This window comes from Streptantibioticus silvisoli (assembly GCF_027947535.2).
GTDB classification, from domain to species: Bacteria; Actinomycetota; Actinomycetes; order Streptomycetales; family Streptomycetaceae; genus Streptantibioticus_C; species Streptantibioticus_C silvisoli.
In genome coordinates this window covers 72,652-95,593 of record NZ_JAAGKO020000029.1, presented here as the reverse complement: position 1 = coordinate 95,593, position 22,942 = coordinate 72,652, and the positions used below count along the sequence as shown (strand labels likewise).

The 22,942-nt window shown below is 72.7% G+C and carries 20 protein-coding genes; 10 read left to right on the top strand and 10 right to left on the bottom strand.

Annotated features, from left to right (window positions below; all coding sequences use genetic code 11):
• Positions 1-21: 21 nt before the first annotated feature.
• The 4 genes from POF43_RS20150 to POF43_RS20135 form a co-directional block, all read right to left on the bottom strand.
• On the bottom strand, positions 22-2,118 hold the full coding sequence (locus POF43_RS20150) for a cytochrome P450 (RefSeq protein ID WP_282704686.1): 2,097 nt from the start codon (positions 2,116-2,118) through the stop codon (positions 22-24).
• A gap of 54 nt (positions 2,119-2,172) precedes the next feature.
• A complete protein-coding gene (locus POF43_RS20145; RefSeq protein WP_282704685.1) occupies positions 2,173-2,982 on the bottom strand; it encodes a thioesterase II family protein in 810 nt (269 codons plus the stop codon).
• Position 2,983: 1 nt separating this feature from the next.
• A complete protein-coding gene (locus tag POF43_RS20140; RefSeq protein WP_282704684.1) occupies positions 2,984-4,990 on the bottom strand; it encodes an amino acid adenylation domain-containing protein in 2,007 nt (668 codons plus the stop codon).
• Between the two features lie 154 nt (positions 4,991-5,144).
• A complete protein-coding gene (locus tag POF43_RS20135; protein ID WP_271325746.1) occupies positions 5,145-6,602 on the bottom strand; it encodes an MFS transporter in 1,458 nt (485 codons plus the stop codon).
• A 1,562-nt stretch (positions 6,603-8,164) separates the two neighbouring features.
• Here POF43_RS20135 and POF43_RS20130 point away from each other — a divergent pair.
• Entirely contained in the window at positions 8,165-8,560 is a 396-nt protein-coding gene (locus POF43_RS20130) for a hypothetical protein (protein ID WP_271317291.1), read from the top strand.
• A gap of 852 nt (positions 8,561-9,412) precedes the next feature.
• On the opposite strand, the gene POF43_RS20125 is transcribed toward POF43_RS20130, so the two are convergent.
• The gene (locus tag POF43_RS20125) at positions 9,413-11,011 is read right to left on the bottom strand and encodes a PP2C family protein-serine/threonine phosphatase (RefSeq protein ID WP_271323716.1); all 1,599 of its coding nucleotides are present in this window, start codon (positions 11,009-11,011) and stop codon (positions 9,413-9,415) included.
• On the bottom strand, positions 11,008-11,562 hold the full coding sequence (locus tag POF43_RS20120) for a methanogen output domain 1-containing protein (protein ID WP_271317293.1): 555 nt from the start codon (positions 11,560-11,562) through the stop codon (positions 11,008-11,010). Before POF43_RS20120 ends, POF43_RS20125 begins: the two co-directional genes overlap by 4 nt.
• A gap of 471 nt (positions 11,563-12,033) precedes the next feature.
• On the opposite strand from POF43_RS20120, the gene POF43_RS20115 reads away from it, so the two are divergent.
• Complete coding sequence (locus POF43_RS20115; protein WP_271323717.1) at positions 12,034-12,552, top strand: P-loop NTPase family protein; 519 nt, start codon at positions 12,034-12,036, stop codon at positions 12,550-12,552.
• 853 nt (positions 12,553-13,405) lie between these two features.
• Positions 13,406-14,308, top strand: coding sequence for a helix-turn-helix domain-containing protein (locus tag POF43_RS20110; RefSeq protein ID WP_308217749.1), 903 nt, complete (start codon positions 13,406-13,408; stop codon positions 14,306-14,308).
• On the opposite strand, the gene POF43_RS20105 is transcribed toward POF43_RS20110, so the two are convergent.
• The gene (locus tag POF43_RS20105) at positions 14,298-14,513 is read right to left on the bottom strand and encodes a hypothetical protein (protein ID WP_271323719.1); all 216 of its coding nucleotides are present in this window, start codon (positions 14,511-14,513) and stop codon (positions 14,298-14,300) included. The two genes, POF43_RS20110 and POF43_RS20105, sit on opposite strands and share 11 nt — an antisense overlap.
• Here POF43_RS20105 and POF43_RS20100 point away from each other — a divergent pair.
• From POF43_RS20100 to POF43_RS20080, 5 genes are all read left to right on the top strand, one after another.
• Entirely contained in the window at positions 14,503-14,871 is a 369-nt protein-coding gene (locus POF43_RS20100) for a VOC family protein (protein ID WP_271315252.1), read from the top strand. The two genes, POF43_RS20105 and POF43_RS20100, sit on opposite strands and share 11 nt — an antisense overlap.
• Before the next feature lie 421 nt (positions 14,872-15,292).
• The gene (locus tag POF43_RS20095; protein WP_271323720.1) at positions 15,293-16,414 is read left to right on the top strand and encodes a DPP IV N-terminal domain-containing protein; all 1,122 of its coding nucleotides are present in this window, start codon (positions 15,293-15,295) and stop codon (positions 16,412-16,414) included.
• Positions 16,375-16,629, top strand: a complete 255-nt coding sequence (locus POF43_RS20090) for an alpha/beta hydrolase family protein (RefSeq protein ID WP_282704687.1) — start codon at positions 16,375-16,377, stop codon at positions 16,627-16,629. Before POF43_RS20095 ends, POF43_RS20090 begins: the two co-directional genes overlap by 40 nt.
• A gap of 230 nt (positions 16,630-16,859) precedes the next feature.
• A complete protein-coding gene (locus tag POF43_RS20085) occupies positions 16,860-17,219 on the top strand; it encodes a hypothetical protein (RefSeq protein ID WP_271315250.1) in 360 nt (119 codons plus the stop codon).
• A 156-nt stretch (positions 17,220-17,375) separates the two neighbouring features.
• Positions 17,376-18,227, top strand: coding sequence for a class I SAM-dependent methyltransferase (locus POF43_RS20080; RefSeq protein ID WP_282704683.1), 852 nt, complete (start codon positions 17,376-17,378; stop codon positions 18,225-18,227).
• 406 nt (positions 18,228-18,633) lie between these two features.
• On the opposite strand, the gene POF43_RS20075 is transcribed toward POF43_RS20080, so the two are convergent.
• Both POF43_RS20075 and POF43_RS20070 read right to left on the bottom strand, forming a co-directional pair.
• Complete coding sequence (locus POF43_RS20075; RefSeq protein ID WP_271324935.1) at positions 18,634-18,921, bottom strand: hypothetical protein; 288 nt, start codon at positions 18,919-18,921, stop codon at positions 18,634-18,636.
• A 492-nt stretch (positions 18,922-19,413) separates the two neighbouring features.
• The gene (locus POF43_RS20070) at positions 19,414-20,457 is read right to left on the bottom strand and encodes a medium chain dehydrogenase/reductase family protein (protein ID WP_271324934.1); all 1,044 of its coding nucleotides are present in this window, start codon (positions 20,455-20,457) and stop codon (positions 19,414-19,416) included.
• 91 nt (positions 20,458-20,548) lie between these two features.
• On the opposite strand from POF43_RS20070, the gene POF43_RS20065 reads away from it, so the two are divergent.
• Positions 20,549-21,373 carry a TetR/AcrR family transcriptional regulator gene (locus POF43_RS20065; protein WP_271324933.1) on the top strand — a complete coding sequence of 275 codons (825 nt, stop codon included), beginning with the start codon at positions 20,549-20,551 and terminating at the stop codon, positions 21,371-21,373.
• A 186-nt stretch (positions 21,374-21,559) separates the two neighbouring features.
• On the opposite strand, the gene POF43_RS20060 is transcribed toward POF43_RS20065, so the two are convergent.
• Entirely contained in the window at positions 21,560-21,976 is a 417-nt protein-coding gene (locus POF43_RS20060; RefSeq protein WP_504993282.1) for a nuclear transport factor 2 family protein, read from the bottom strand.
• Positions 21,977-22,063: 87 nt separating this feature from the next.
• Between POF43_RS20060 and POF43_RS20055 the strand changes: the two genes are divergently transcribed.
• Entirely contained in the window at positions 22,064-22,699 is a 636-nt protein-coding gene (locus tag POF43_RS20055; protein WP_271315246.1) for a TetR/AcrR family transcriptional regulator, read from the top strand.
• The last annotated feature ends 243 nt before the right edge of the window (positions 22,700-22,942 follow it).

The window sequence follows — 22,942 nt, the reverse complement described above, 5'->3', positions numbered from 1 at the left end:
CGGGCGGGGCGAGGCGGTGCCTCACGCGGGCTCGGAGGCGGGGTCGGGCGCGGCGGGCCGGGCGCCCGTGGTCGCGGCGACGGGGCTGATGGTGTCCCCGATGTCGCCCAGGACCAGGGTGGCGGGGGCGTCGGGCTCCACCGAGTAGAACTTCTCGTTGAGCATTCCGGACACGTGGCCGACGTGCAGGGTCAGCGACAGCCCGAGGTGCTCGGCGTACCGGGTCAGGGCGCGGGCGCCCTCCGCGGTGGCGTGGCAGGTGAAGACGTCGACGGTGGCCCCGGGGTTGGCGACCAGCTGGAGCGTCGCCATGAGGGTGACGCCGCTGGCCACCACGCCGTCGACGACCACCAGCCGGTCGGCGCCGGCCGACGGCAGCGCGTCGACGCCGACGAGCAGGCCGCCGTCCACCGGCATCCGCTTGACCTGCGGCGCCCAGCGGTCCGGGTGCGGGGTGACGCCGAGCAGGTCGGCGAGGATGCGGCCCTCGCGTTCCGGCGCCAGGACGGTGGTGCCGGGGACGGCCGCGGCGGTGGCCACCTGGACGGGGAGCAGGCCGTAGATGTCGAGCAGCGCCTGCAGGTAGCGCTCGCGGTCGGCGTCCTGCTGCTGCGGGAGGTTGGCGACGGCGGTGACCACGGCCATCCGTTCGGCCGCCTCGGGGTTGGTGGCGGAGGCGACGCGGACGCTGGACGGCAGGTCGCCGGAACCCTGGGCCGAACCGTGGAGCGTGCGCAGGACCTGCGGGTCGAAGTGCAGCAGGTGGTCGAAGCTCGTGCGGTAGCGGCCCTCGTAGTCCTCCACGGTCCGCCGGGCCTGCGGTGACAGTTCGGCACGGTGCAGCCGCCGGGCGGTCGTGGCGGGGGTGTGGTCGACCGGGCAGCGCATCGCGGAGGCGGCGGAGGTCGTGGCGCGGGCGCCGGTGCCGTGCTTCCTGGGCAGCAGACGCACCGGGAGGGAGTCGAAGCCCCACAGCAGGTTCGACCGCAGCCGGCGGACCGGGCCGGTGAGTTCGGCCACCTCGACGCGGCGCTGGAGTTCGTCGAACATCACGGTCAGTTCGAGCTTGGCGAGCGCCGAACCGATGCAGTAGTGGTTGCCCTGGATGAAGCCGAGGTGGCGGTTGGGGCTGCGGTCGATGAGGAAGCGGTCGGGGTCGGCGAAGACCTCCTCGTCGCGGTTGGCCGACGGCAGCCAGGCCACCACGTGGTCGCCGGCGCTGATCCGCTCCCCGCCGAGTTCGACGTCGGTGGTGGCGGTGCGCAGCGCGTGCATGACCGGGGTGGTGTAGCGGACCACCTCCTGGATCGCCGACTCCATCAAGGACGGTTCGTCACGCAGCGTCTGCCACTGGCCGGGGTTGTCGACGAACGCCAGCAGGCCGCCGACCGTGGCGTGCCGGGTCGTCTCGTTGCCGCCGGATATCAGGGCGTCGCAGTTGTAGAAGACCTCCTGCTCGCTGAGCCGGGCGCCGTCGATCTCCCCGTGGACCAGGGCGCTCATCAGGTCGTCCTGCGGGTCGGCGCGACGGCGTTCGGCCAGTTCCTGGAAGTAGATCAGGATCTCGGTGTGCGCCTGGACCTTGCGCGCCTCCTCGGCCTTGTCCAGCGCGGTGGAGCTCCAGGCGAAGCGGGTGCGTTCGACCATGAAGCCCCAGTCCTCCTGCGGCACGCCCATCATGTCGCAGATGACCGAGACCGGGAGTTTCTGGGCGACGGTGGTGAACTCGCACTCGCCCTCCTCGATCGCCTCGTCGATGGCGGCGGCGGCGGTGCGGCGCATGGTCGCCTCCAGCCGGTCGACCATCCGGCGGGTGAACGCGGCGCTGATGACCTTGCGCATCTTGTCGTGCCGGGGCGGGTCGGTGACGTTGAGCATCCGCCCGGCGGCCGCGGCCAGCACCCGCGGGTCGGAGTCCAGCCGCATCCCGTTCTCGGAGCTGTAGACCGCCGGGTCGGTGAGCATCTCGGTGCACAGGCGGTGGTTCATCACCGCCCAGAAGTACTCGCCGTTCGCCCGGACGTTGCGGTGGACCGGCTGTTCGGCGCGCAGCCGGGCCCAGACCGGCCCGGGGTCGGATTCCTGGTAGAAGATCGGGTCGGACAGGTCAACGGTCATCACTGGCTCCTGGTTGTCGCGGTGGTTCGGGTCGGGGACGGGGGCGGGCCGGCGTCAGCGCAGCGCCCGCAGCACGTCGCCGAGGGCGCTGACGACCTCGTCGCGGTGGTGCGAGAGGTAGAAGTGGCCGCCGGGGAAGGACCGGCGGTCGAACCTCCCGCGGGTCGCCTGCGCCCAGGCGTCCAGGGCGTCGTCGTCGACCGCGTCGTCCTGCCGGCCGGCGAACGCGGTGATGCCGGCGCGCAGCGGCGGGTGGGGGCTGCCGCGGTAGGACTGGATCAGCTCGTAGTCGTTGCGGACGGCCGGCAGCAGCACGGACCGCATGTCGGGGTCTTCGAGCAGCGCGGTGCCGTCGGGGTCCAGGCGCCGCAGGACGGCGACCAGGTCGTCGTCGGGCAGCAGGTGGGCCCCCTCCTGGCCGGCGAGCGGGCGCACCAGGTGCGGGGCGGCGCAACCGGAGACCACCAGGTGGTGGACGGCCCGGGGGCCGGCGGCGGCGGTGAGCCGGCGGGCGACCTCGTGGGCGAGCACGGCGCCCATGCTGTGGCCGAACAGGACCAGGGGCGGGTCGGGGAACGGGGCCAGCTCCCGGGCGACGTGGTCGGCGAGCGGGGCCATCCGGTCGACGAAGGGTTCGGCGATCCGGTTCTCTCGTCCGGGGTACTGGACCGCCCACAGCTCCACGTCGGGCGGCAGCAGGTCGGCCCAGTCGCGGAAGTAGCCGGCGGTGCCGCCGGCGTGCGGCAGGCACACCAGCCGCAGCCGGGCCGCGGGCAGCGGGCGCAGCGGGCGGATCCACCGGCTGTCCGGCCGCAACGGGGCGACGGTCGGGGCCGGTCGCGCCAGCCGGGGCTGTTCGGTCACCTCACGCCTCCCCGGTGGCGGCCTGCGCGCGCAGCCGGGTGACCGCGGCGGCGAGTCCCTCGATCGTCGGGGCCTCGAACAGCACCCGGGCCGGGACGCTCACGCCGAAGGCCGAACGCATCCGCGATATCAGGCCGGCCGCCAGCAGGGAGTGGCCGCCGACCTGGAAGAAGTCGGCGTCGACGCTGACGCTCTCGAGGTTGAGCACGTCCCGCCAGATGGCGGCCAGTTCGGCCTCCACGGGGGTGCGCGGTGCGAGGTGGCCGCTCTGCGGGGCGGCCTCGTGGTCGAGGGAGCGCAGCGCCTCCCGGTCGATCTTGCCGTTGGGCGTCAGCGGGAAGGCGTCGACGACCACGACGGCGGCGGGGATCATGTACCAGGGCAGTTCCCGGCGCAGGTGGGCCAGCAGGTCGGCGGTGGGGAAGGGGTCCGACGCGGCGGGGACGACGTGCGCGACGAGGCTGGTGTCGGCGGCGTCGGTGCCCTCGACGAGGGTGACGCAGGCGCGGACGGCGGGGTGGTCGCAGGCGACGGTCTCGACCTCGCCGAGTTCGATGCGGTAGCCGCGGACCTTCACCTGGTGGTCGCGGCGGCCGACGAACTCGATGCGGCCGTCGGCCGTCGCCCGGACCAGGTCGCCGGTGCGGTAGAGGCGCTGGCCGGGCTCGGTGGCGAAGGGGTCGGCGGGGAAGCTCTCGGCGGTCGTCGCCGGCCGGCCGAGGTAGCCGACGGCCACCCCCGCGCCGCCGAGGAACAGTTCGCCGACCGTGCCGGGCGGCACCGGCGCCAGGTCCGCGTCCAGGACGTGGGCCTGCACGTTGTCGACGGGGTGGCCGACGGGCACGGAGGCGCAGTCGTCGTCGCTCCAGGAGGCGCCCGGTTCGAAGATCGTGGAGGTGATGGTGCCCTCGGTGGGCCCGTAGACGTTGCACCAGCGGACGGCGGGTCCGACCCACTTGTTCCAGGTCGACAGCGCCTGGAGCCGGGCCTGCTCGCCGGCGACGATCATCAGCCGCAGCGAGGATTCCGAGGCCAGCCGCTCCAGGCAGTCCTCCTCCAGCACCCAGCTGTGCCAGAAGGCGGTGGGGACGCTGACGAACGTCGTCCCGGTGTCGATGATCTGCTGGGTGAGGGCGCGGAAGGTCTGGCGCAGCGGGTCGTCGCCGAGCACCAGGGCGGCGCCGTGCAGCAGCGGCGGGAACAGCTCCTCGGCGGCGGCGTCGAAGCTGAGCGACCTGCACTGCAACACCCGGTCGCCGGGGCCGAGTCGGAAGGTGCGGTTGACGGCCCGGCTGTGGTTGGCCAGCGACCGGTGGGTGACCATGACCCCCTTGGGGCGGCCGGTGGAGCCGGAGGTGTGGATGACGTAGGCGACGTCGTGGCCGCGGGCGGCGGGCGGCGGGCCGGCCGGGGCGGCGGGCGGCGCACCGTCCTGCGCGTCGAGGACGAGGAGCTGGCCGTCGTGGTCGGGGAAGAGCCCGACCAGGTGCTCCTCGGTCAGCAGGACCGTGGCGCCGGTGTCGGACAGCACGTACCGCAGCCGCCCGACCGGGTACTCGGGGTCGAGCGGGACGTAGGCGGCGCCGGCTCTGAGGATGCCCAGCAGCGCGGCCACCATCAGCGGTGAGCGTTCCACGCACAGGCCGACGAAGTCGCCCGGGCCGACGCCGCGTTCGGTCAGCAGGCGGGCGATCTCCCCGGCCCGGTCCGCCAGTTCGCGGTAGCCGGTCGGCCGGTCGCGCCAGAGCAGGGCCGGCGCGTCGGGGGTGCGTGCCGCCTGCTCGGCGAACAGGGCGTACAGGCAGGGGTCGGCCGGCCCGTCGTCCGCGGGGGCGGCCGGCCGGAGGTCGTTCCAGTGCTTCTCGACGTGGTCCAGGCACTCCTGGCGGCCGGTCCGCGCGAGCGCGACCCGCCATCCGTCGGGCACGTCGAGGTGGGCGGCCCACAGGCTGTACTGGCCTGCGGCGTTGGTCAGGACGAGGTGGTCGTCGCTGGTCGGTTCGGGCACGGTACGCGGTCTCCTCGATTTGACGGTCGGGACGGGGAGGGCCGTCGCGGCCCCGCGAACGGGCCCGGCGTCCCCGGTCCGGCGGGCGCTGCGATGCCGGCCGGGCGCGGCGGCGGCCGGGCCGGACGCGGGCGCGGCAGGCCGTGCGGGGCCATCACGAGTGGCTGCCCGAGTAGGCGGGATCGGCGGGCACCGGGACGGGCGGCCCGGGCGGTGCGGGCGGCGCGGGGCGCGGCCGCAGGAGGGGCACCATGAGCAGCAGGGCGGTCACGGCGAGCGCGGCGGTGACCACCAGCGCCTGGGTGAAGGCCGCGGAGCGGGTCACGTGCCCCAGCGGCGACTGGAACACCAGGCCCACGACGACCGTGCCGAGCAGGGCGCCGACCTGGGCGGTGGTCTCGGTGGCACCGGAGGCGGCCCCGGCGTGCCGGTGGGGCACGTCCGACAGCACGGCGCCCATCAGCGGGCTGACCCCGAGCCCCTGGCCGACCCCGATCACGGTCAGGGCCGCGAGCCAGGTCCAGGGCACGGCGGTGCGGGCGGCCGGCGCGTCGAGCAGGGCGGCGGCCAGCAGGGTGAGTACGCCCAGGAGGTTGACGCCGTAGGCGAGGGTCAGCACGTGCAGGCCGACCCGGCGCTGGATGCGCGGGGCGGCCAGCGAGGCCACGATGAAGGCGCCGGTGAGCGGAGCGAAGGCCAGTCCGCTGCGCAGGGCGGTCAGATGCAGGTCCTGCTGGAGGTGGAGGGTCATGACGAACAGCAGGCCGGCGTTGCCGGTGAAGAAGACCAGCGCCAGGCAGGTCCCGGCGGAGAACACCCGCCGCCGGAACAGCTCCGGGTGGATCAGCGGCATCCGGCCGAGGCGGGCCTCGCGCAGTTCGCACGCCACGAGGGCGAGGGCCGTGGGGGCCGACAGGCACAGCAGCGCGATGCTCCACCACGGCCAGCCCCACCCGGGGCCGCCCACCAGCGGCAGTGACAGCAGGAGCAGCGTCGTGGTGAGCAGGACGACCCCGCGGGTGTCGAGCAGCGGGCGTTCGGCGGCGCGGTAGCCGGGCAGCCGGGTGGCGCCGGCCAGGGCCACCAGGCACAGCGGGACGTTGACCAGGAAGATGGGCCGCCAGCCGAGCCCGAACAGGTCGAGGCTGACCAGCGCGCCGCCCACCACCTGCCCGCAGACCGCGGCCAGTCCGACCGCCGCGCCGAACAGCGCGAACGCCTTGGTCCTGGCCTGCCCTTCGAACAGCGTCTGGAGGAAGGAGAGGATCTGCGGGTAGAACAGCGCGGCGCCCGTGCCCTGCACGACCCGCAGCACGATCAGCGCGTCGGCCGAGGGGGCCAGGCCGCAGCCCAGCGAGGCGACGGTGAACGTGGCCACGCCGACGGTGAAGACCCGCCGGTGGCCGTACAGGTCACCGAGCCGGCCGCCGGTGATCAGCAGAGCACCGTAGACCAGCGCGTAGCCGCCGACCGCGAACTCCGCCTGGGCCGCCGAGGTGTGCAGGTCGTGCCGCACCGACGGCAGGGCGACGTTGATGACGAACTGGTCCATGACCGCCAGGAAGGTGGCGATCATGGTCACGACGAGGGTGGACCGCTGCACCGGGTTCATCACGCGGCACGATCCCGGTGATGGTCGGGGTCGGGGTCGGGGCGGGTCGCGGCCGGGGTGCCGGGGGTCGGCCGGGCGTCGGCGCATGGCCGGGCGGAGGCGGTCGAGGCGCCGGCGGACGGCTGGGCCGAGGCGGACGGGATACTGGCGGACAGCCGGGCGGAAGCGGACGGGCGGGCGGCGCGGGGCTCGGCCGGCCGGTTGCCGGGGCGGTTCGCAACCGGCGCTGAATCGGGCACCGAAATCCCCGAAACGGTCTCGGGCGCGTCGCGGAATATCCAATTCGACCGGACCGGCGACGACCGGTTCGAACGGACCGGTGACAAGCGGTTCGAGCAGACCGGTAAGAGCCGGTTCGACCGATCACGACGGGTACCGTGCGAGAACAGCGGGCGTTCCGTTACCGGACGCTCCGCCCGGCTTCCCGACGTCGGCCGTTCCGCAGGGACGCGGAAGAATAAGAAGCGGCGGGGAGTGGTCAGTTGGCGCATGTGAATAATGTTCACCAAGGTCTGGGTTCTTTGCGAATTCCGGCTGCGAAACGGGCGGCACGACGGCCCGAACCGGCCGACCGGCGATCGGAAACGGGCAGCGGCGGGCGTGGCACGAGAGCGTGCGGAGGGGTCGGATCGCCCATCGTCGCGGGGATGGCACGCCGACGGAGTGCGACCGGACGGTTCGCCGCACAGGCCAGGACCCCGGCGGGAACGCCGACTACCGCGGCGGCCGGATTCCGAGCCGTCCGGCACCGGGGACGAATCTCCGCATGTCCATTCCTTTCATCGGGCGGCCGTCCTATGGAACACCGCCGCGAAAACGACGCCGACCCGAATCGGTCTGACATCGAAATCACCTGTGGAACAGAGTCGAACAATCGGCCCACATTCCATCGACGGACCGAAACGATCAAACACCATGGTCACAGTCGTGTCAACGAACCCGAGGTGAACGAGATTCGACTCCCGTTCTCTACGCGCATAGCCCGACCAATGCCCTGAGCAGGTCCGCACCGTAACGCCGATATTTCGGACAGCCCGGTTCTGTGTTGGTCTGGGAGTACCGGCCGCGTTCCCACGGGCGCGGTGGCGTGCGGCGGGCGTTGGGGTCCCGCTCGCGGCGAACGAGGCGAAGGCGGCGAGGCGGGCTGCGCGAGGCGGACGGGACAGGCGGGCGGACGGGCGGAACGGCGGCTGAGCGGCGCGGGGATGCGGGGGCGGGCGGCGCCGGAGCGGCGCGGCTGCGGGGGCGGGGGCGGCGACAGAGCGGGACGGGCCCGCGGGGACGGGCCGGCGGACAGAGCGGCACAGCCCGCTGGAGTGGCCGGCTCCTGGCCCGTTTCAACTTGCCCGTCCCAGCGAGACGTTTGCCCATCTGCCACCGACGCTCCTTCCGAACCACCGGCGTCGCACCTTGAGGTCCCTGCACGCCCGCACCCGATTCACCATCCCACAGACCAAGCCATAGTGTCTCAATAGGGCGTTAATCGTTTATGTATTGCCAAAAGCCACTGTTGTTGAAGTTCGCCGGGCCATCCGAGCGAACACAGCACGGGAGGAACCACCATGAAGAGAAACGCGATCACGATCGCCACCGCGGCACTGCTCGCCGCCGGGGCCCTGCTGGGCGGAGCGAGCGCGGCCGGCGCCGCGACCCCGAAGGTGGTGACGCCGAAGGTGGAGGGCACCTTCCCCATCACCGCTCCGGGGTGCCACATCAGTGAGGAGATCGAACTCCAGGGGTCCCCGAAGCACGACTACATGAAGTGGGAGACCACCGCGAACTCCCTGAACTGCAAGGTGTCGATCACGGACGGCGGGACGCTCCTGGAGTCCCGGAACCCGATCACCACCACGGGCCATGACCGCAGCGAGTGGTACTACGACGGCCCCGGACACATCCTCCAGGTCTGCGTCACCTCGCCCACCAGCGGCCTCGTGTACTGCGGCCCGCAGAACTGACCCACCGCACGGCGAACAGGACGCCTGCGCGCACAACGCACGCAGGCGTCCGGCGGGTTACTCGTCCCCTGATCCCGGGGAACTTCCCGCGGGCCTCTTCCCGCCGTCGCACACCGTCTCGCCGGCGGGTCCACGCTCCGGGCGCGCACGCGGACTTGGCCCGTCCGGCTCCCTCCCGCCGGTCGCCGTCCGCCCAACACCGGTGTCTGCGACCGGTGTTCCATGCCCGCACCCTTGCCCCCGACCTCTGCGGCCTCGGGGGACATCGGGGGGCTCCGCGGCATCAGCGGCCTCGGCGGCACAGCGGCGCCGGGCACGATCGGGCACCTGATCGCCGTACGCGTCAACCGCTGACGGCGCGTCGGACCCACACCGGGCGGTGTGGGAACCTGGTGCGGTGCCGCACTCCCGCCGCCCGCTGGGCACCGGACCGACGACCGAGTTACCGACTGCGGGCGGTGATCCGGACGGACGCCTGCCTCCGGCCGCCAGGCTCGCCGCGCAGGAGCCGGCCGCGGAGACCGAAGGCCAGGCGCCTCCCGTGATCCCGCCGACCGCCGTTCGGCGTCCCCTGGGCGCCGGCGGCCGTACGGCGCCCGGCGCCGCCCCGCCCGGGCACTGAAGCGGCCCCCTTCCTCAGCCGTCGCCGGACCGCGTCGGGAAGCCGAGCGGGTGTTCCGATGTCGATGCCGGTCCGCGCACGGGCCGACCTGCGCAGCGCCCGCGACCTCCAGGAACACACCGCCGTCGCGGACTGCCCGGCGGCCACCGACGCGCTGGCTGCCGGCGTACGCGGGCGGCGCCGCTCTGCCGGTGGGCCTGGGGAGGTGGTCCGCCGGCCACCCGCACGGTTCACGGCGAGCTGCTGCCGGTGGGCCGGGGGCGGGCCAGGAGCAGGGCGCGGTCGTCGGGGTAGTGGGTGTGGGGTCGGTGGTTCAGCAGGTGCTGGCACAGGTCCCGCAGGCTCAGGCCCATGCCGTCGCGGGGGGCGCGGGCGAGGTGGTCCAGGCCCGTGTCGAGGCTTTCACCGCGGCGTTCGATCAGCCCGTCGGTGTACAGCAGCAGCGTCTCGCTGGCTCTCCACGTGGTACGGCCCTCGCGGTAGCGCGCTTTTTCGATGGGGCCCACGGGTGGGCTGATGGGGCCGTTCAGGTACCGGCTGCCGCCGTCGGGGGTGATGAGCAGCGGCGGGGGGTGGCCGGCCTTGACGTAGGTGAGGGTACGGGTGGGCAGGTGGTGGAGCAGGTAGCAGGCGGTGGCCATGGCGCCGTGGTGGTGCTGGTGCAGGAAGGCGTTGAGGCGGTCCATGACCTGGGCGGGGTGGTGTCCGCAGCGTTGGACGATGGCGCGCAGTGCCGCGGTGGTCCGGGCCATGACGGCGGCCTCGGGCAGTCCGTGGCCGGCCACGTCGCCGATCGACAGCGCCACGTGGTTCTCGTCCAGGTCGTACAGGTCGTACCAGTCGCCGCCGACCTGGAGCAGGTCGCTGCCCGGGGCGTAGCAGGTGGCCGTCTCCAGGGAGGTGACGGGTGGCAGCCGGGGCAACAGGCTCAGTTGCAGACGTTCGGCCAGGCGGTGCTCGTGCTCGTACAGCCCGGCACGGCGTACCGCCTGTGCGATCTGCTGCGCCACCGCCCGTACGTGGTCGGGCTCCGCCGGTGCGGTGTGTGCGGGGTGGCGGACGTCCAGTACGCCGAGCACGGTCTGCTGGAAGGTCAGTCGCACGCGGAACGTCCCCGGCGGCGCGGGCACTTGCCGGCGCGGCGCTTCGGTCGCCGACGCGGTGTCGAGGTTGGTCCAGGCGGGGGTCCCGGGCGCGGGTGTCCTGTCGTGCGGTCCCAGGTCCGGGATGAGGCGCTGGGCGTGCAGACGCATGTCCACCCGCTCGGCGCCCAGCGTTGCGGGGGCGGCCGTCTGCACGGCGTCGGCGACCTGGTCGAGGGTCACCGCTGCGGCCAGGGCGGCGGTGAGCTGGTAGAGGTCCTGCAACCGGTGGCGGGCGGCCTGTTCGGCGGCCAGGAGGCGTTCGCGTTGGGCTTCGGCGGTGCGCCGGTAGGCGACCTCGCGGTTCAGCGCGGCCACCTGCTGGTTCAGGGCCACGAACCGGTCGCCCTGGTCCAGCCGGTGCAGGTTGAGCTGGACGGCCGGGCCCGGGCCGGTCCACCACGAGGCCCGTGCCCCCTGGCAGCGGAACCGCGCAACCGTCCCCCGGCCGTCCTTGAGCACCAGCGCCCCGGGCAGCGGGGTACCGGAGCGCAGCCAGCCGGCCAGGGCCGCGCGCAGGGCCTGCGGGTCGCCGTGGGTGTGCTCCAACAAGCTGGTGCCTGCCGTGAGTTGGGCGGCGGCACGGGTGGCGGCGGGGTTGGCCGCCAGGACCGTGCCGTCGGCCGCGCACAGCAGGACGGCGGTGGGCAGGGCTTTGGTGATGGCCTCGAAGAGACCCAGGCTCACGCAGGCACCGAACCGGAGCCCGGGTGCGGGGGCAGGGCGTCGACGTCGGCGAAGTACTCGCGCCCGAGCCCCACCTCGGCACCGGGGACCAGGTGGACCACGACGCGGCAGCCGGCGTCGCCCCTGGCGATGGTCTGCTGAAGTTCCACGCTGGCGTACCCCAGGTTGCGTGCGGCGATGGTCCCGAAGACATTCGAGGTCATCATGCACATCGACTCGCGCCCCAGCACCTTCTCCGCGAACGGGCAGGCCCGGTTGCCCAGCACGATCTTTTCCTCGTCCTGCTCGATCACGTAGAAGTCGCCCTTGATGCGGCGCTTGAGGTCCACCAGCGCGGCCGCGACCTGCTCGGGCGACAACCGCTCCACGCCCAGGGCCTTGAGGTACATCTCGTCGATCTGGGTGCCCACCGCCTGGCCCACCACACTGATGTAGCCCGAGGCCTCCTCCAGGCCGATCACCGACTCCAGCGACGTCGCCAACTCACGCACCAGGGTGCGCAGGAACACGTCACGGTCCAGGTCGATCTCCACGTCCACCGGGTGGCCCATAGCGTGCACCTTCTCTGATCGCCTGCGCCGCGCGAACACCCGGCAGCCACCACTATGGCGCACCGCTGCTCCCGGTAGGCACTCACCGCCCGTCTCCCCGGCAGTCGCGCACCCCGACCGCGGCCGCCGTCCGGCATACGCCGGGCGTGATCCCGCGCTTCCCGCACCTCGCCGGGAGGCCCGTCGACGATGCCCGACGTCCCGGCCTCCAGGAAGGCCCGCGGAGGGTTGCCGCCGCCGTACTCCCGCAGCCGCCACGGGTGGCGGGCCGGGATCGGTGCGCGGTTCCTCGCCGACGCCACGCCGTCCACCGGTACCGGAACCGCGTCCCGCGCCCCGGCCACCCTCCGACGGTGACGTCCCTGATGCGGCGAGCGGAGTTCTCGATGCCGAAGTGCTCTCCGCAGGCATTCGGCGGCGGGTGAGGTGCGCGGGAACGTTCCCCACAGGGCGCCGGGATAGGGTTCACCCATGGAGCGGGTGCTGGTGGTGGGGATGACCGGTGCGGGCAAGACCACCCTCGCCCGAACATTGAGCGGTCGCCTGGGCCTGCGCCACCACGAGATGGACGCGCTGTACTTCACCGGTCCCAACTGGGCAGTCAACGACAAGCTGACCGAGGATGTTTCGCGGCTCACCGCCGAGCCTCGCTGGATCATCGACTCCCTCGGCTATCCGGAAGTCCGTGACCTGCTGTGGGACCGGGCCGACACCGTGATCTGGCTGGACTATTCCAAGCGCGTCATCATGCCTCGCGTTCTGCGCCGATCCGTCCGGCGCACCGTCACACGCGAGGCCGTCTTCGGCGGCAACAGGGAAACCTGGACGGGCTGGCTGAGCCGTGAACACCCCGCCTGGTGGGCCTGGTCGCAACACGGTGCCCGCCGCCGCGAGATCGAGCGTCGTGCCCACGATCCCCGGTTCGTCCCTCTCGACACTCTCCGCTTCAGCCACCCCGACGACACGACGGCCTGGCTGGCATCCCTCTGACCCGCGAGGATCGCCCGGGACCGCTGCCCCGGGTGTCCCCGGGAGGTGCGGCCGACCACCGCGGATACCGGCCCCGGCGGAATACCGGCCGGCGCCGGATGAGGTACCGGGCGGATACCGGGGCCGGCGTGGATACCGGGGCCGACGCCGGTCCGCCTGCGTCAGGCCCGCGCCGTTGACCTGCCGCAACGGTTGACCGTGCTCGTGTGCCGTATCGCGTGCGGACACGCGGCAGGCAGGGAAACCGGCGGCACCCGAACCCATGCCCGAAACGCATGGAAGGCCTCACTTCTGTCTTTGCCTGAATAAAGGACCGCTGTAAGGCTATGGCCATGCCTTCTCCCGCAGACCCATCGGTGCTGCTCACGGCGCCTCTTCTGCCGCTGGCGGCCACACCCGCCCGGCGTGTCGGCGGTGGCGGTGTCCGACCGGCCGAACGACCCCGACGCCCTCCGTCCCGACCCCGACCGCCCCAGCCGCCCCAGCCGTCCCGGCCGCCTCGGCGACATCAACGTCCGGTACGGCCCGCGCTCACGCCGGGAGCGCACAGCGGCGTCCGGCTGAGGGTGTCCCACCGGACACCGCCACGGACCGCCCGGTGACGTGCCGGGCGATCCGGCGCGCCACGTCACCCGGCGTTTGACACTCGACCTCGTCCGCGGCGCGGTCGCCCGTCGCGTCACCGTACGTCCGGCCGACGCCCCGCACCCGCACCGCGTCGTCGGCCCGACACCGGCACCCGGACCTGCCGCAACGGCCCGGCGTCAGCGCCCGGACCTGCCACAGCGGCCGGACGTCACCGCCGGCCCTGTCCGAACACCACTCCAGGCCGAACCGCGCACGCGCTTCGGAGATGATCACACCGGAGGCTGCCATGGCTCCCGTTCCCCTCGCTGAACACCGGCCCGACGCGACTGCCGCCCCGTCCGGCGGACGCGGCGCGCGCGGCGCCCGGCCGCCCGGGCTCGGTGACTTCCTCAAAGCCTGGCGGGCACGGACCGACCCCCGCACGGTGAACGTCGTGATGGACCAGCGCCGGCGCCAGGTCCGGGGGCTGCGCCGCGAGGAGGTCGCCCATCTGGTGGGGATCAGCACCGACTACTACACCCGCCTGGAGCAGGGCCGGGAGCGCCACCCCTCCGCCCAGGTCCTCAAGGCCATCGCCCGGGCGCTGCGCCTGAACGACAGCGAGAGCGGCCACCTGTTCCGTCTGGCGGGCCTGGCGGCATGGTCGACCGTCCCCGCCCCCGGCCTCGGTCTCCCCCTCCAGGACCTGCTCGGTTCCCCGCTGCTCCGGGCCCCGGTCGTGGTCATCGGTCCCAGCCTCGACGTCGTGGACCTCAATCCGGCCGGCGCCGCCCTCTGCGACGGGTTCTCCAGGGCCGACAACCTCCTGCGGATGGTGTTCCGCGACCCCGCGGCCCGGACGTTCTTCGGGGAGTGGCAGTCCAGCGCCCGCATGGCGGTGGCGAGGCTGCGGGCCTCGTCGACCCGGTACCCCGACGACCCACGGATCGCGGGCATCGTAAGGGAACTCAGCGCCGGCAGCGCGGACTTCGCGGAACTGTGGTCGGCGCACGAACTGCGGCTGAGCCCGTTGCCATCGGAGCAGCTCCTGCACCATCCCCTGGTCGGCGACCTCCACCTCTACTGCAGTACGTTCGAGATCGTCACGGCTCCCGGACAGCACATGCTCATCTTCACCCCGCGACCCGGCAGCCAAAGCGCCCGACGCATCGAACAACTCACGGGCTGAATGCTGCGTTGGCCAGGCGGCTGCGCCATGTCGAAGCGGCTTGCCAGCGGGTGGCGTGACCTCGTTCCGGGGTGCTCGTGCTGGCCTTGGGCGGCGATCCGTGTTGTTGAATGGCCGGCGGGGTGGTTCCGTCGATGAGTTCACCATCCTCAAGCGGGCTGCCCGGCGACACGATCGTTCTCGACAGGAGTGCCATGTCCACCATCCAGCCAGTGATCGTGACTGCCGACCAGGACGTTCTGCTCGGCTTCTACACGCAGTTGTTCGGCGCCGAGGAGATCTTCCGGGTACCGGCGGAAGGCCCGGCCTTCTACCTCGGTCTGCGCATCGGCGACACCGACCTCGGGCTGGTGGCCAAGGAGGACGCGGGGGCCGGGGCAGCGTCGCGGATTCTGCTCAGCATCGGTGTCGACGACGTCGACGAGACGCTCGGCCGGGTGGTGGCGCTGGGCGGCTCGGTCAGCGGCGGCCCCAACGACATGCCGTGGGGACAGCGCGTCGCCCACATCAAGGACCCCGACGGCAACCCGGTGAACCTCACTCAGCCGATCCCGGCCCGGTGACGCCGTTCCGGGGGCGTGTGCTGATCGTGGGCCACCCGCGGTAGGGATGGCCCCTGGGCGACCGCCAGGTGCGGCCGGCATCGGGCATCGGCACGTGACGGCACACGTTCGTGCGGTGGCGGCGGGTCAAAAGCGTAGACGCTGCCGTCGGCAGGAGGCGGCCGATCCGAAAGTCCGACGGGCTGTTGGGAGCGCATACTGCCCGATATGACCGGCGACTCGCTGCCCGCACAGCTCGTACGCACCCGGTGCTTCACCCTCGGTGCCCCGGAACGCTTCACCGTCGCGCCCCACGGCGGCACCGTGCTGTTCCTGCGGTCCCGCTCCGGCGTCGATCCGGTCGGCCTGCTGTGGGCGTTGGACACCGGCACCGGAACGGAACGCCTGCTGGCCGAGGACGTCAGCGACTACGCCACCGACCGTGCGGTGCGACTGGCCGCCTTCGCCCGCGGCGGCGAACTGTGGACGGTGGACGTCGCCGGCGGTCCGGCGCGCCGGCTGCCCACCGCGGGTACGGTCGCCGACCCGCGCCCCGACCACGGGACGGCGTGTCGCCTACCGCGACGGCGACACCCTGCGGGTCGTCGCCACGGACGGCACCGGCGACCGGGCGCTCGCCACGCCGGACCGGCCCGACACCGCGTTCGGAACCGCCCCGCACACCTCCGCGACCTGCGACGGCCCGCGCGGCTTGTGGTGGTCGCCGGACGACACCCGCCTGCTGGCGGCCCGCACCGACTCCGCCCGGGTCGCCCACTGGTACCTCGCCGACCCGGCCCGCCCCGAAGACCCGCCGCGCGCCTACCGTTACGCCGCCGCCGGCCGGGCCAACTCCGACGTCACCCTGTGGCTGACGGAACTCGACGGCACCCGTACCGAGGCCCGCTGGGACCGGGCCGGCTTCGAGTACGTCATCGGCGCCGGCTGGGACGAGCACGGCCCGTACGCCCTGGTCCAGTCGCGCGACCAGCGCACCGTGCTGCTGCTCGGCATCGACCCGGCCGACGGCCGCACCACGGTGCTGGCCCAACAGCGCGACGCCTGCTGGGTGCACCCGGTCCCCGGCCTGCCCGTACGCACCGCCGGCGGCGCCCTCGTCGGCCACACCGACCTCGGCGCCACCCGCCACCTCACCGTGGACGGCAGCCCGGTCACCCCTCCCGGCCTCCAGTTGCGCGCGGTGCTCGGCGTCGAGGGCGAACAGGTGCTGTTCACCGCCTGCGGGGAACCGACCGAGACCCATCTGTGGCGTTACGACCCGAACGGCGGCCCGGTCCGGCTGACCGAAGGCCCCGGCCTGCACACCGGCGCCGCCGCCGGCGGCACCCTCGTGCTGGCCGCCCGGCGCCGGGACCGCCCCGGGCCCCGGGTCACCGTGGCGCGCGACGGCCGGCCGGCGCTGTCCATCGCCTCGCTGACGCAACCACCGGTGCTGCGGACGCGCGACCCCGCTCGTGCTCGGGGTCGGCCGACTTCCCCGATCGCTACGCCGCCGCGTCCCTCATCCGGCAGGCCCCCCGACTGCGCCGCCCGCTGCTGCTGATGCACAGGCTCGCCGACGACAACGTCCACCCGGCCAACTCCCTGCGGCTGTCCGCCGCGCTGCTGGCCGCCGACCGTCCGCACGAGGTCCTGCTGCTCCCCGGCACCGGCCACCGGGCGATGCAGACCCCGGGCGTCACCGAAGGACTGCTCCGGCACCAATGCGACTTCCTCCGCCGGCATCTTGGCGTACCGGATCGTCAACTCGGGTCGTGATCAAGGCCGTTGCCGCCGATGATCGCGCCGTGGACGGGCCGGGCGAACCCTGATCGGGCGACGGTGTCGAGAGGTACTGGTCGGCGACCACGTGGCGGGCATCAAGCGGCAAGCGGCAACGAACCGTACGCCGCGATGTGCGTGCGATCTCTTGCCTTACCTTTCCGGACCGCACAGGATTCTGAAGGCTCGTCATACCCCCGGAGCACGAGAGCTGTCCTGGAGGACACATGGCCCGCACGCCCATTCCCCGTCTGCGGCGCGTTGTTCCCGCGGCGTCCGTCGCCCTGCTCGCGCTGGGCTGCCTCGCCGCCCCCGCACACGCCACGGTCCGGCCCGCGACCGCGCTGACGATCAGCGCCCTGACCTGTACCGCGGACGGCGGCGGCACCTTCGACTGCTCCGCGGACGTCACGAGCGGCACCGGAACGTACGACTACACCTGGACCGGGACCGACATCACCGTGGTGGACTCCCTCCCCGACGCCATGCTCGGGCACTGCCAGGCGGGCCTGCCCACGCAGGTCACGCTGACCGTCTCGGACAGCACCGGCACGGCACAGAAGTCCGCGTCGTTCACCTGCACCTGATGCCGTGCGCCGTCGGTTCGCCGACGGTACGGGGTGATGGTCGGAGTCATCGGTCGCGCGGCTGGGCGGGGCGATCGGTTGGTCGTGCACGACCGGCCGCGCATGAAGCCCGCTCCCCTCGTCGGGCCGCTGGAATCGATCACCTAGGCTGGCGCGGTGACTGATGAGCGGGAGCCGGTGCAGCCGTCGGGTGTGTGGGCCACGGCGGTGGGGGTGGCCAGGGTGCGGGCGCTGGAGAGCGAACGGGAGGACGCCCTGTTCCGCGATCCACTGGCACAGGCCTTCGCCGCCGCCGGCGGCCTGTGGCCCTCCTCGTCGCCGCTGCCCGATGACGAGACCGCGCGACGCCGCCGGCTGGCCGTGTCGTTCTCCATCGTCATCAGAACGAAGTACCTCGACGACCTGTTGCTGCGGGCATCCGCCTCCGGGGTCCGGCAGGTCGTGCTGCTCGGCGCCGGGATGGACAGCCGGGCCTTCCGGATGGACTGGCCCGAGGGCACCCGGCTGTTCGAGGTCGACACCGCCGCGCCACTGGACTTCAAGGCCTCGGTGCTGCGCCAGGAGCGGGCGGTCGCGCGTTGCGAGCGGATCACCGTCGCGGTGGACCTGCGTGAGGACTGGCCGGCCGCGCTGACCGCCGCGGGGCACGACCCGGCCACGCCGACCGTCTGGATCGCCGAAGGACTACTGATCTACCTGCCCGAGGACGCGGTGGAACTACTGCTGGCCCGGATCAGCACGCAGTCGGCACCAGGCAGTCGGATGGGGCTGACATTGGGCTCGCGCGGCGTGATCGAGGGCATCGGCGCGGACGCCGAGCCGGGATCGCCGGCGTCCATGTGGGTCTCGGAGATGCCCGACGACCCGGTGGGCTGGCTGGCCGGGCACGGCTGGCAGGCCGACAGCCACACCCTGCACGAGCGCGCCGCCGCCTACGGCCGCCCGGTCAGCACCCCGCCGCAGCGCGAGAAGCAGCCCGGCGGACTGATCTCGGCGGTCCGCCGGTAGAGCGCGTCCCCGGTTCCCTGGATTACCGGTTCCACGGGAGCCTGATGAACGGGCACCTGATGAGGGGAGCCAGCTTCATGCGCGGCCGGCCGGTCATGCGGCCGGTCCTGGGTTCGGGGTGCTGGGGCTGGGGCTGGTCGGGGCGGATACACGGCTCCTACCGGCTTTCCTCGTACCTGCCGACTCGACGCCGTCACCGCCAGCCGCATACTTCCCTGGAACTCCGGCGTCGCGGAATGTCATGTCAACCGGATCAGATTGCTCAAGCACCGGATGTTCGACCGCGCCAGGTTCCAACTCCTGTGCCAAATAACCCTGTTGACATAACCGGAAGTCACGCGACCGCACGAAGTGGACCAGCGCCCGTTCCGGTACGCATAGCCGGCGACCGCCGTCGCAACGGCGTTCAGAGGGCCTGGAGGGTCACCTCGAACACCTCGGCCGTCGGTGACTCGACGCCGGCTGCTGATTTGACGTGCTCACGCGTAGAGGCGTTGTCCGCCTCCAACCGGCGCAGGTTCTCCTCGGTGTCCCAGAAGGAGATCAGCAGCGCCTTCCCGTTCTCGCGGTCGATGAGGTACTGGAATCCCTGGTAACCCAGGGGCTGCGCCACCGCGAGTTGGTCACGGACCAGGGTGGCGAGTTCGTCGAGCTTCTCGGCCGCCTGATGAAAAGTCTGAACCCGCGCGAACATAAGAGGCGCCTTTCCTGGTGTCCTTGACCGGAACAAGTGTCTCATCCGGTGTCGTGCGGCTGTATCTCCTGACGGTGGTGTGGGAGGGGGAGAATTCCGTCGGCGGTCCTGGTCGGGTGAAAGGGCTTCCGTCCGGGTGAAAGGGCTTCCGTCCGGGTGAAAGAGCCTCCGTCCGGGTGAAGTAGTCCCCGCCCGGGTGAAGTGGCCCCGGTCCGGATGACGGGGTGGCAGCGGTCGTTGCCGGATCTCGGCACACCGCCACACTCCGGCCGGCAGTTGAACGGGGGCGTACCTCGCGCCGGGGGATCGGACCGGCGGCGTCGGATCGATGGCGTCAGACCGGCGGCGTCGGAGCGACGGCGTCAGACCGGCGGCATCGGAGCGACGGCGTCAGACCGGCGGCGACGAACCGGCAACGTCGTCCGCTACCGCCCACGTCCCGCAGTCAGGAAGTAAAGGGATCGGGGAGTCGGGGATCAGGGGATCAGGGGATCAGGGGATCAGCACGACCTTGCCGACCGCCGTGCGGGACTCCGCCAGTTTCATCGCCTCGGCGGTGCGCGACAGCGGGAGCGTGGCCGCGACCTGCGGGACGAGCCGACCGCTGGCCACCAGCTCGTAGACGGCGGTGAGGTCGGTGCGCAGCCGGGCGGTGAAGCTGCGGCGGGTCAGTTTGCGGCCGGCCCACAGGTTGTAGAGGTAGGCGTGCCGCCCGTTGGGGGCGGCGTTCCACCACCACATCCTGGCCAGGATCTTGATCATGGGCAGGAAGGCCGACCCCGAACCGTCCAGCGTGCTGGCGGCGCCGTAGGAGACGAGCGTGCCGCCGCGCCGCAGGAGGTGCCAGGCGTCGGTGAGGTTCCGGCCGCCGACGTTGTCGAAGACCGCGTCCACCCCGTCGGGCGCGAGTTCGCGGACCCGGGCGGGAACGTCCTCGGTGCGGTAGTCGACGGGGTCGATGCCCAGCGCGCGGAGCACGTCGTGGTGCCGGGCGGACGCGGTGCCGATCACGCGCACGCCGACGGCCGAGGCGAGTTGCGCCAGCGTGGATCCGACGCCGCCGTTGGCGCCGTGCACCAGGATCGTGTGCCCACGGCGGATCCGGGCCTTGCGGTGCAGCATCTGCCAGGCGGTGATGCCGTTGACGACCACGGTCTCGGCGGCCACCGGGTCGACACCGTCGGGCACGGCGACCAGGTCGGCGGCGTCGACGAGGGCGTGAGTGGTCCAGCCGCCGATCTTGGTCAGGGCGGCGACCCGCCGGCCGGTCAGGGCCGGGTCCACTCCGGCGCCCAGCCCGGCGACCACTCCGACGAGGTCGTAGCCGGGCACGAACGGGAAGGAGGGCTGGTCGTAGTAGCGGCCCCGGCGCATCGCCAGCTCGGCGAACGACACCCCGGTGGCCTCCACCCGGACGAGGACCTGGCCCGGTCCGGGCATCGGAACCGCTCGCCGGCTCAGCCGCAGGGCGTCGGGCTCGACGATCCCCGGCAGCACGACCTCGCTGAGCTGGTCGATCGTCCTCTCTTCGGCCATGACGACTCCTTATGATCCGTAGCTTTAGTTAGAGGTTATAACTGGAGTATGTTGCTGTCACGCTGCTGATGTCAAGCCATGAGGAGGCCCGATGGCCAGCGCACCCGTGAACCCCCGCGAGCGCTACCGCCAGCAGGTACGCGAGGAGATCAAGGGCCACGCCTGGGCGCAGGTCGCCGGGAGCGGCGCGTCTGCGCTCTCCCTCAACGCGATCGCCAAGCTCATGGGCCTCAGCGGCCCGGCCCTGTACCGCTACTACGCCAACCGCGACGAGCTGGTCACCGAGCTGGTCCTCGACGCCTATCGCGAGCTGGCCGAGGTCAACCGCGCCGCCGCGGCCGCCGCCATCCCCGAGCGCCGCCTGGCCGACCTCGCCACCGCCACGCGCCGCTGGGCGCTGGCCAACCCGCACCGCTACCTGCTCATCTACGGCACGCCAGTCCCCGGCTACTCGGCACCACCGGAGGCCACCACGGTCGCCGGCGGCATCATGGAACTGCTGGTGACGACGTACGCCGAGATCGACTCGCGCCGCCGGACGGCCGCCGGCCCTGGCGACGGCGCCGGGCCCGGTGAAGGCGTCGGCCCCGATGGCACCGGTTCCGGTGACGGCGCGAGCCCCGGCGAGGACGCCGACCCCGACGATGGCACCGATCCCGACGCAGGCGCCGAAGCCCCGGCCCCCGCGGAGGCGGCCGACGCCGCCGGAGCCGCCTTCGAGCGGCATCTGTCCGATTGCCCGGCCTGGACGGGCGTCTCACCGGCCGCACCGGCCGCCGCCCGAGCGGCGCTCACGTTCTGGACCCGCGTACACGGCGTGATCAGCCTCGAACTCGCCGGTCACTTCACCGGCATGGGGTTCGATCCCGCCCTGCTGTACGCGTCGGAGGTCGCCTCCCTCGGCGGCGCGATCTGACGCCCCGCCGGGGGACGCCGGCTCCGCAGGGGTCGCGCCGGTGGCCGTGGCCCGTGACGTGAAGGTGAAGCGGTTCCCCGGGAGCACCTCCGGCCACGCCGCCGGACGGCGGAGCCGAAGGCGGCCGCGCCGGAGGATCAGGCGGCGTTACGGCACCGGCGGGCGACCGTCACGGCGGCCACCGGACTACGCGTTGCCGACGCTCGCCAGCGTTTCGGCCAGCACCAGCGGGTTGAGGTAGTCGCGATACGACACGACCAGGCCGTCCCTGATCCGCAGCACCGCGATGATGGTCTGGCGCAGGGGCGCGCCGGTGGGGATCACGGTGCCGTGGGCGTCGTACTCGACGATCACCACCTCCGGGTCGGCGGTCTCGTGGATCACCGTGTTGCGGTACTCGTCGAACCTCACCAAGCCCTTGGCCTGCGCGGTCAGGAAGTCGCGGATCTGTTCGCGGCCCTCCAGACGGCCTGGCATGCCTGCCGGTCGGTACGGCCACTCGACGTAACCGTCCGGGGCGATCAAGCTCACGAACCTTTCGGTGTCCATCTCGCGGCCCGCGCGCAGGACCTGCTCGACGACCTCACGTGACGTGGCGGTCATGGCCACCTCCTTTTTCGTTGAACGCTCGTTGACTGAACGACCGTAGAACGAAATGAGGGCGCCGGTCAACGGCCGTAGAATGAACGGGTGACTGAATCGAGCGCCCGCCCCACCAGGGCGCAGCAGCGCCGCCGGAGCGAGGAGCGCATTCTCGCCGAGGCCCGCCGGATCTTCGCCGAACTCGGCTACGACCGGACCACGATCCGGGCCGTGGCGTCGGCGGCCGGTGTCGACGCCGGGCTGGTCATGCACTACTTCGGCAGCAAGGACCTGCTCTTCGCCCGGGCCGCCGAGGTTCCCGCCGACGAGTTGCCCGGCGGTACCTCGGAAGAGGTGGCCGAGGCACTGCTCACCTCGCTGGGCAGACGCCTGAACGACGAGCCGACGGCGTCGCTGGCGGTTCTGCGCTCGATGCTCACCAACGCCGACGCGGCCGACCGCTTCCGGGCCGCCGGGGAGCCGCAGCTCAACCAGCTCACCGAGGCGATACCAACGTCCGACGCCAACCTGCGCGCGAGCCTGCTCAGCGCGATCGTCCACGGCGTGATCGCGGAGCGGTACCTGCTGCGCCTCACGCACCTGGCGGACGCCTCCCCCGAGCAGATCATCGACCTGCTGCGCCCGTGCTTCCAGAGCCTGGCCACACCCCCGCCGACCGAACCCGCAGGCGGTCAGCAGGCCGACGACTCCCCCACTCCACCGGCGTCGGTGAAACCCCGGTAGGTCCCGGGGGCCGCTGCCACGTCGGAAGGTCTGGGCGGCTGCTGCCGCGGCGGGAAGTGGCTGCTGCCGCGGCGGCGAATCCGGTGGAGTCCGCCTTCGCGACGGACCGGGGCGGCCGAGCCGGCGGCGTAGAACCGCGGCGGCAGGCGGAGGACGGAAGGTGGAAGGCGGGACGGGGATCGGCGTTCCGTCTCCGGTCGCCTCGGAGCCGGTGCTCCACGAGCGGCCAGCCGTCCGCCGCAT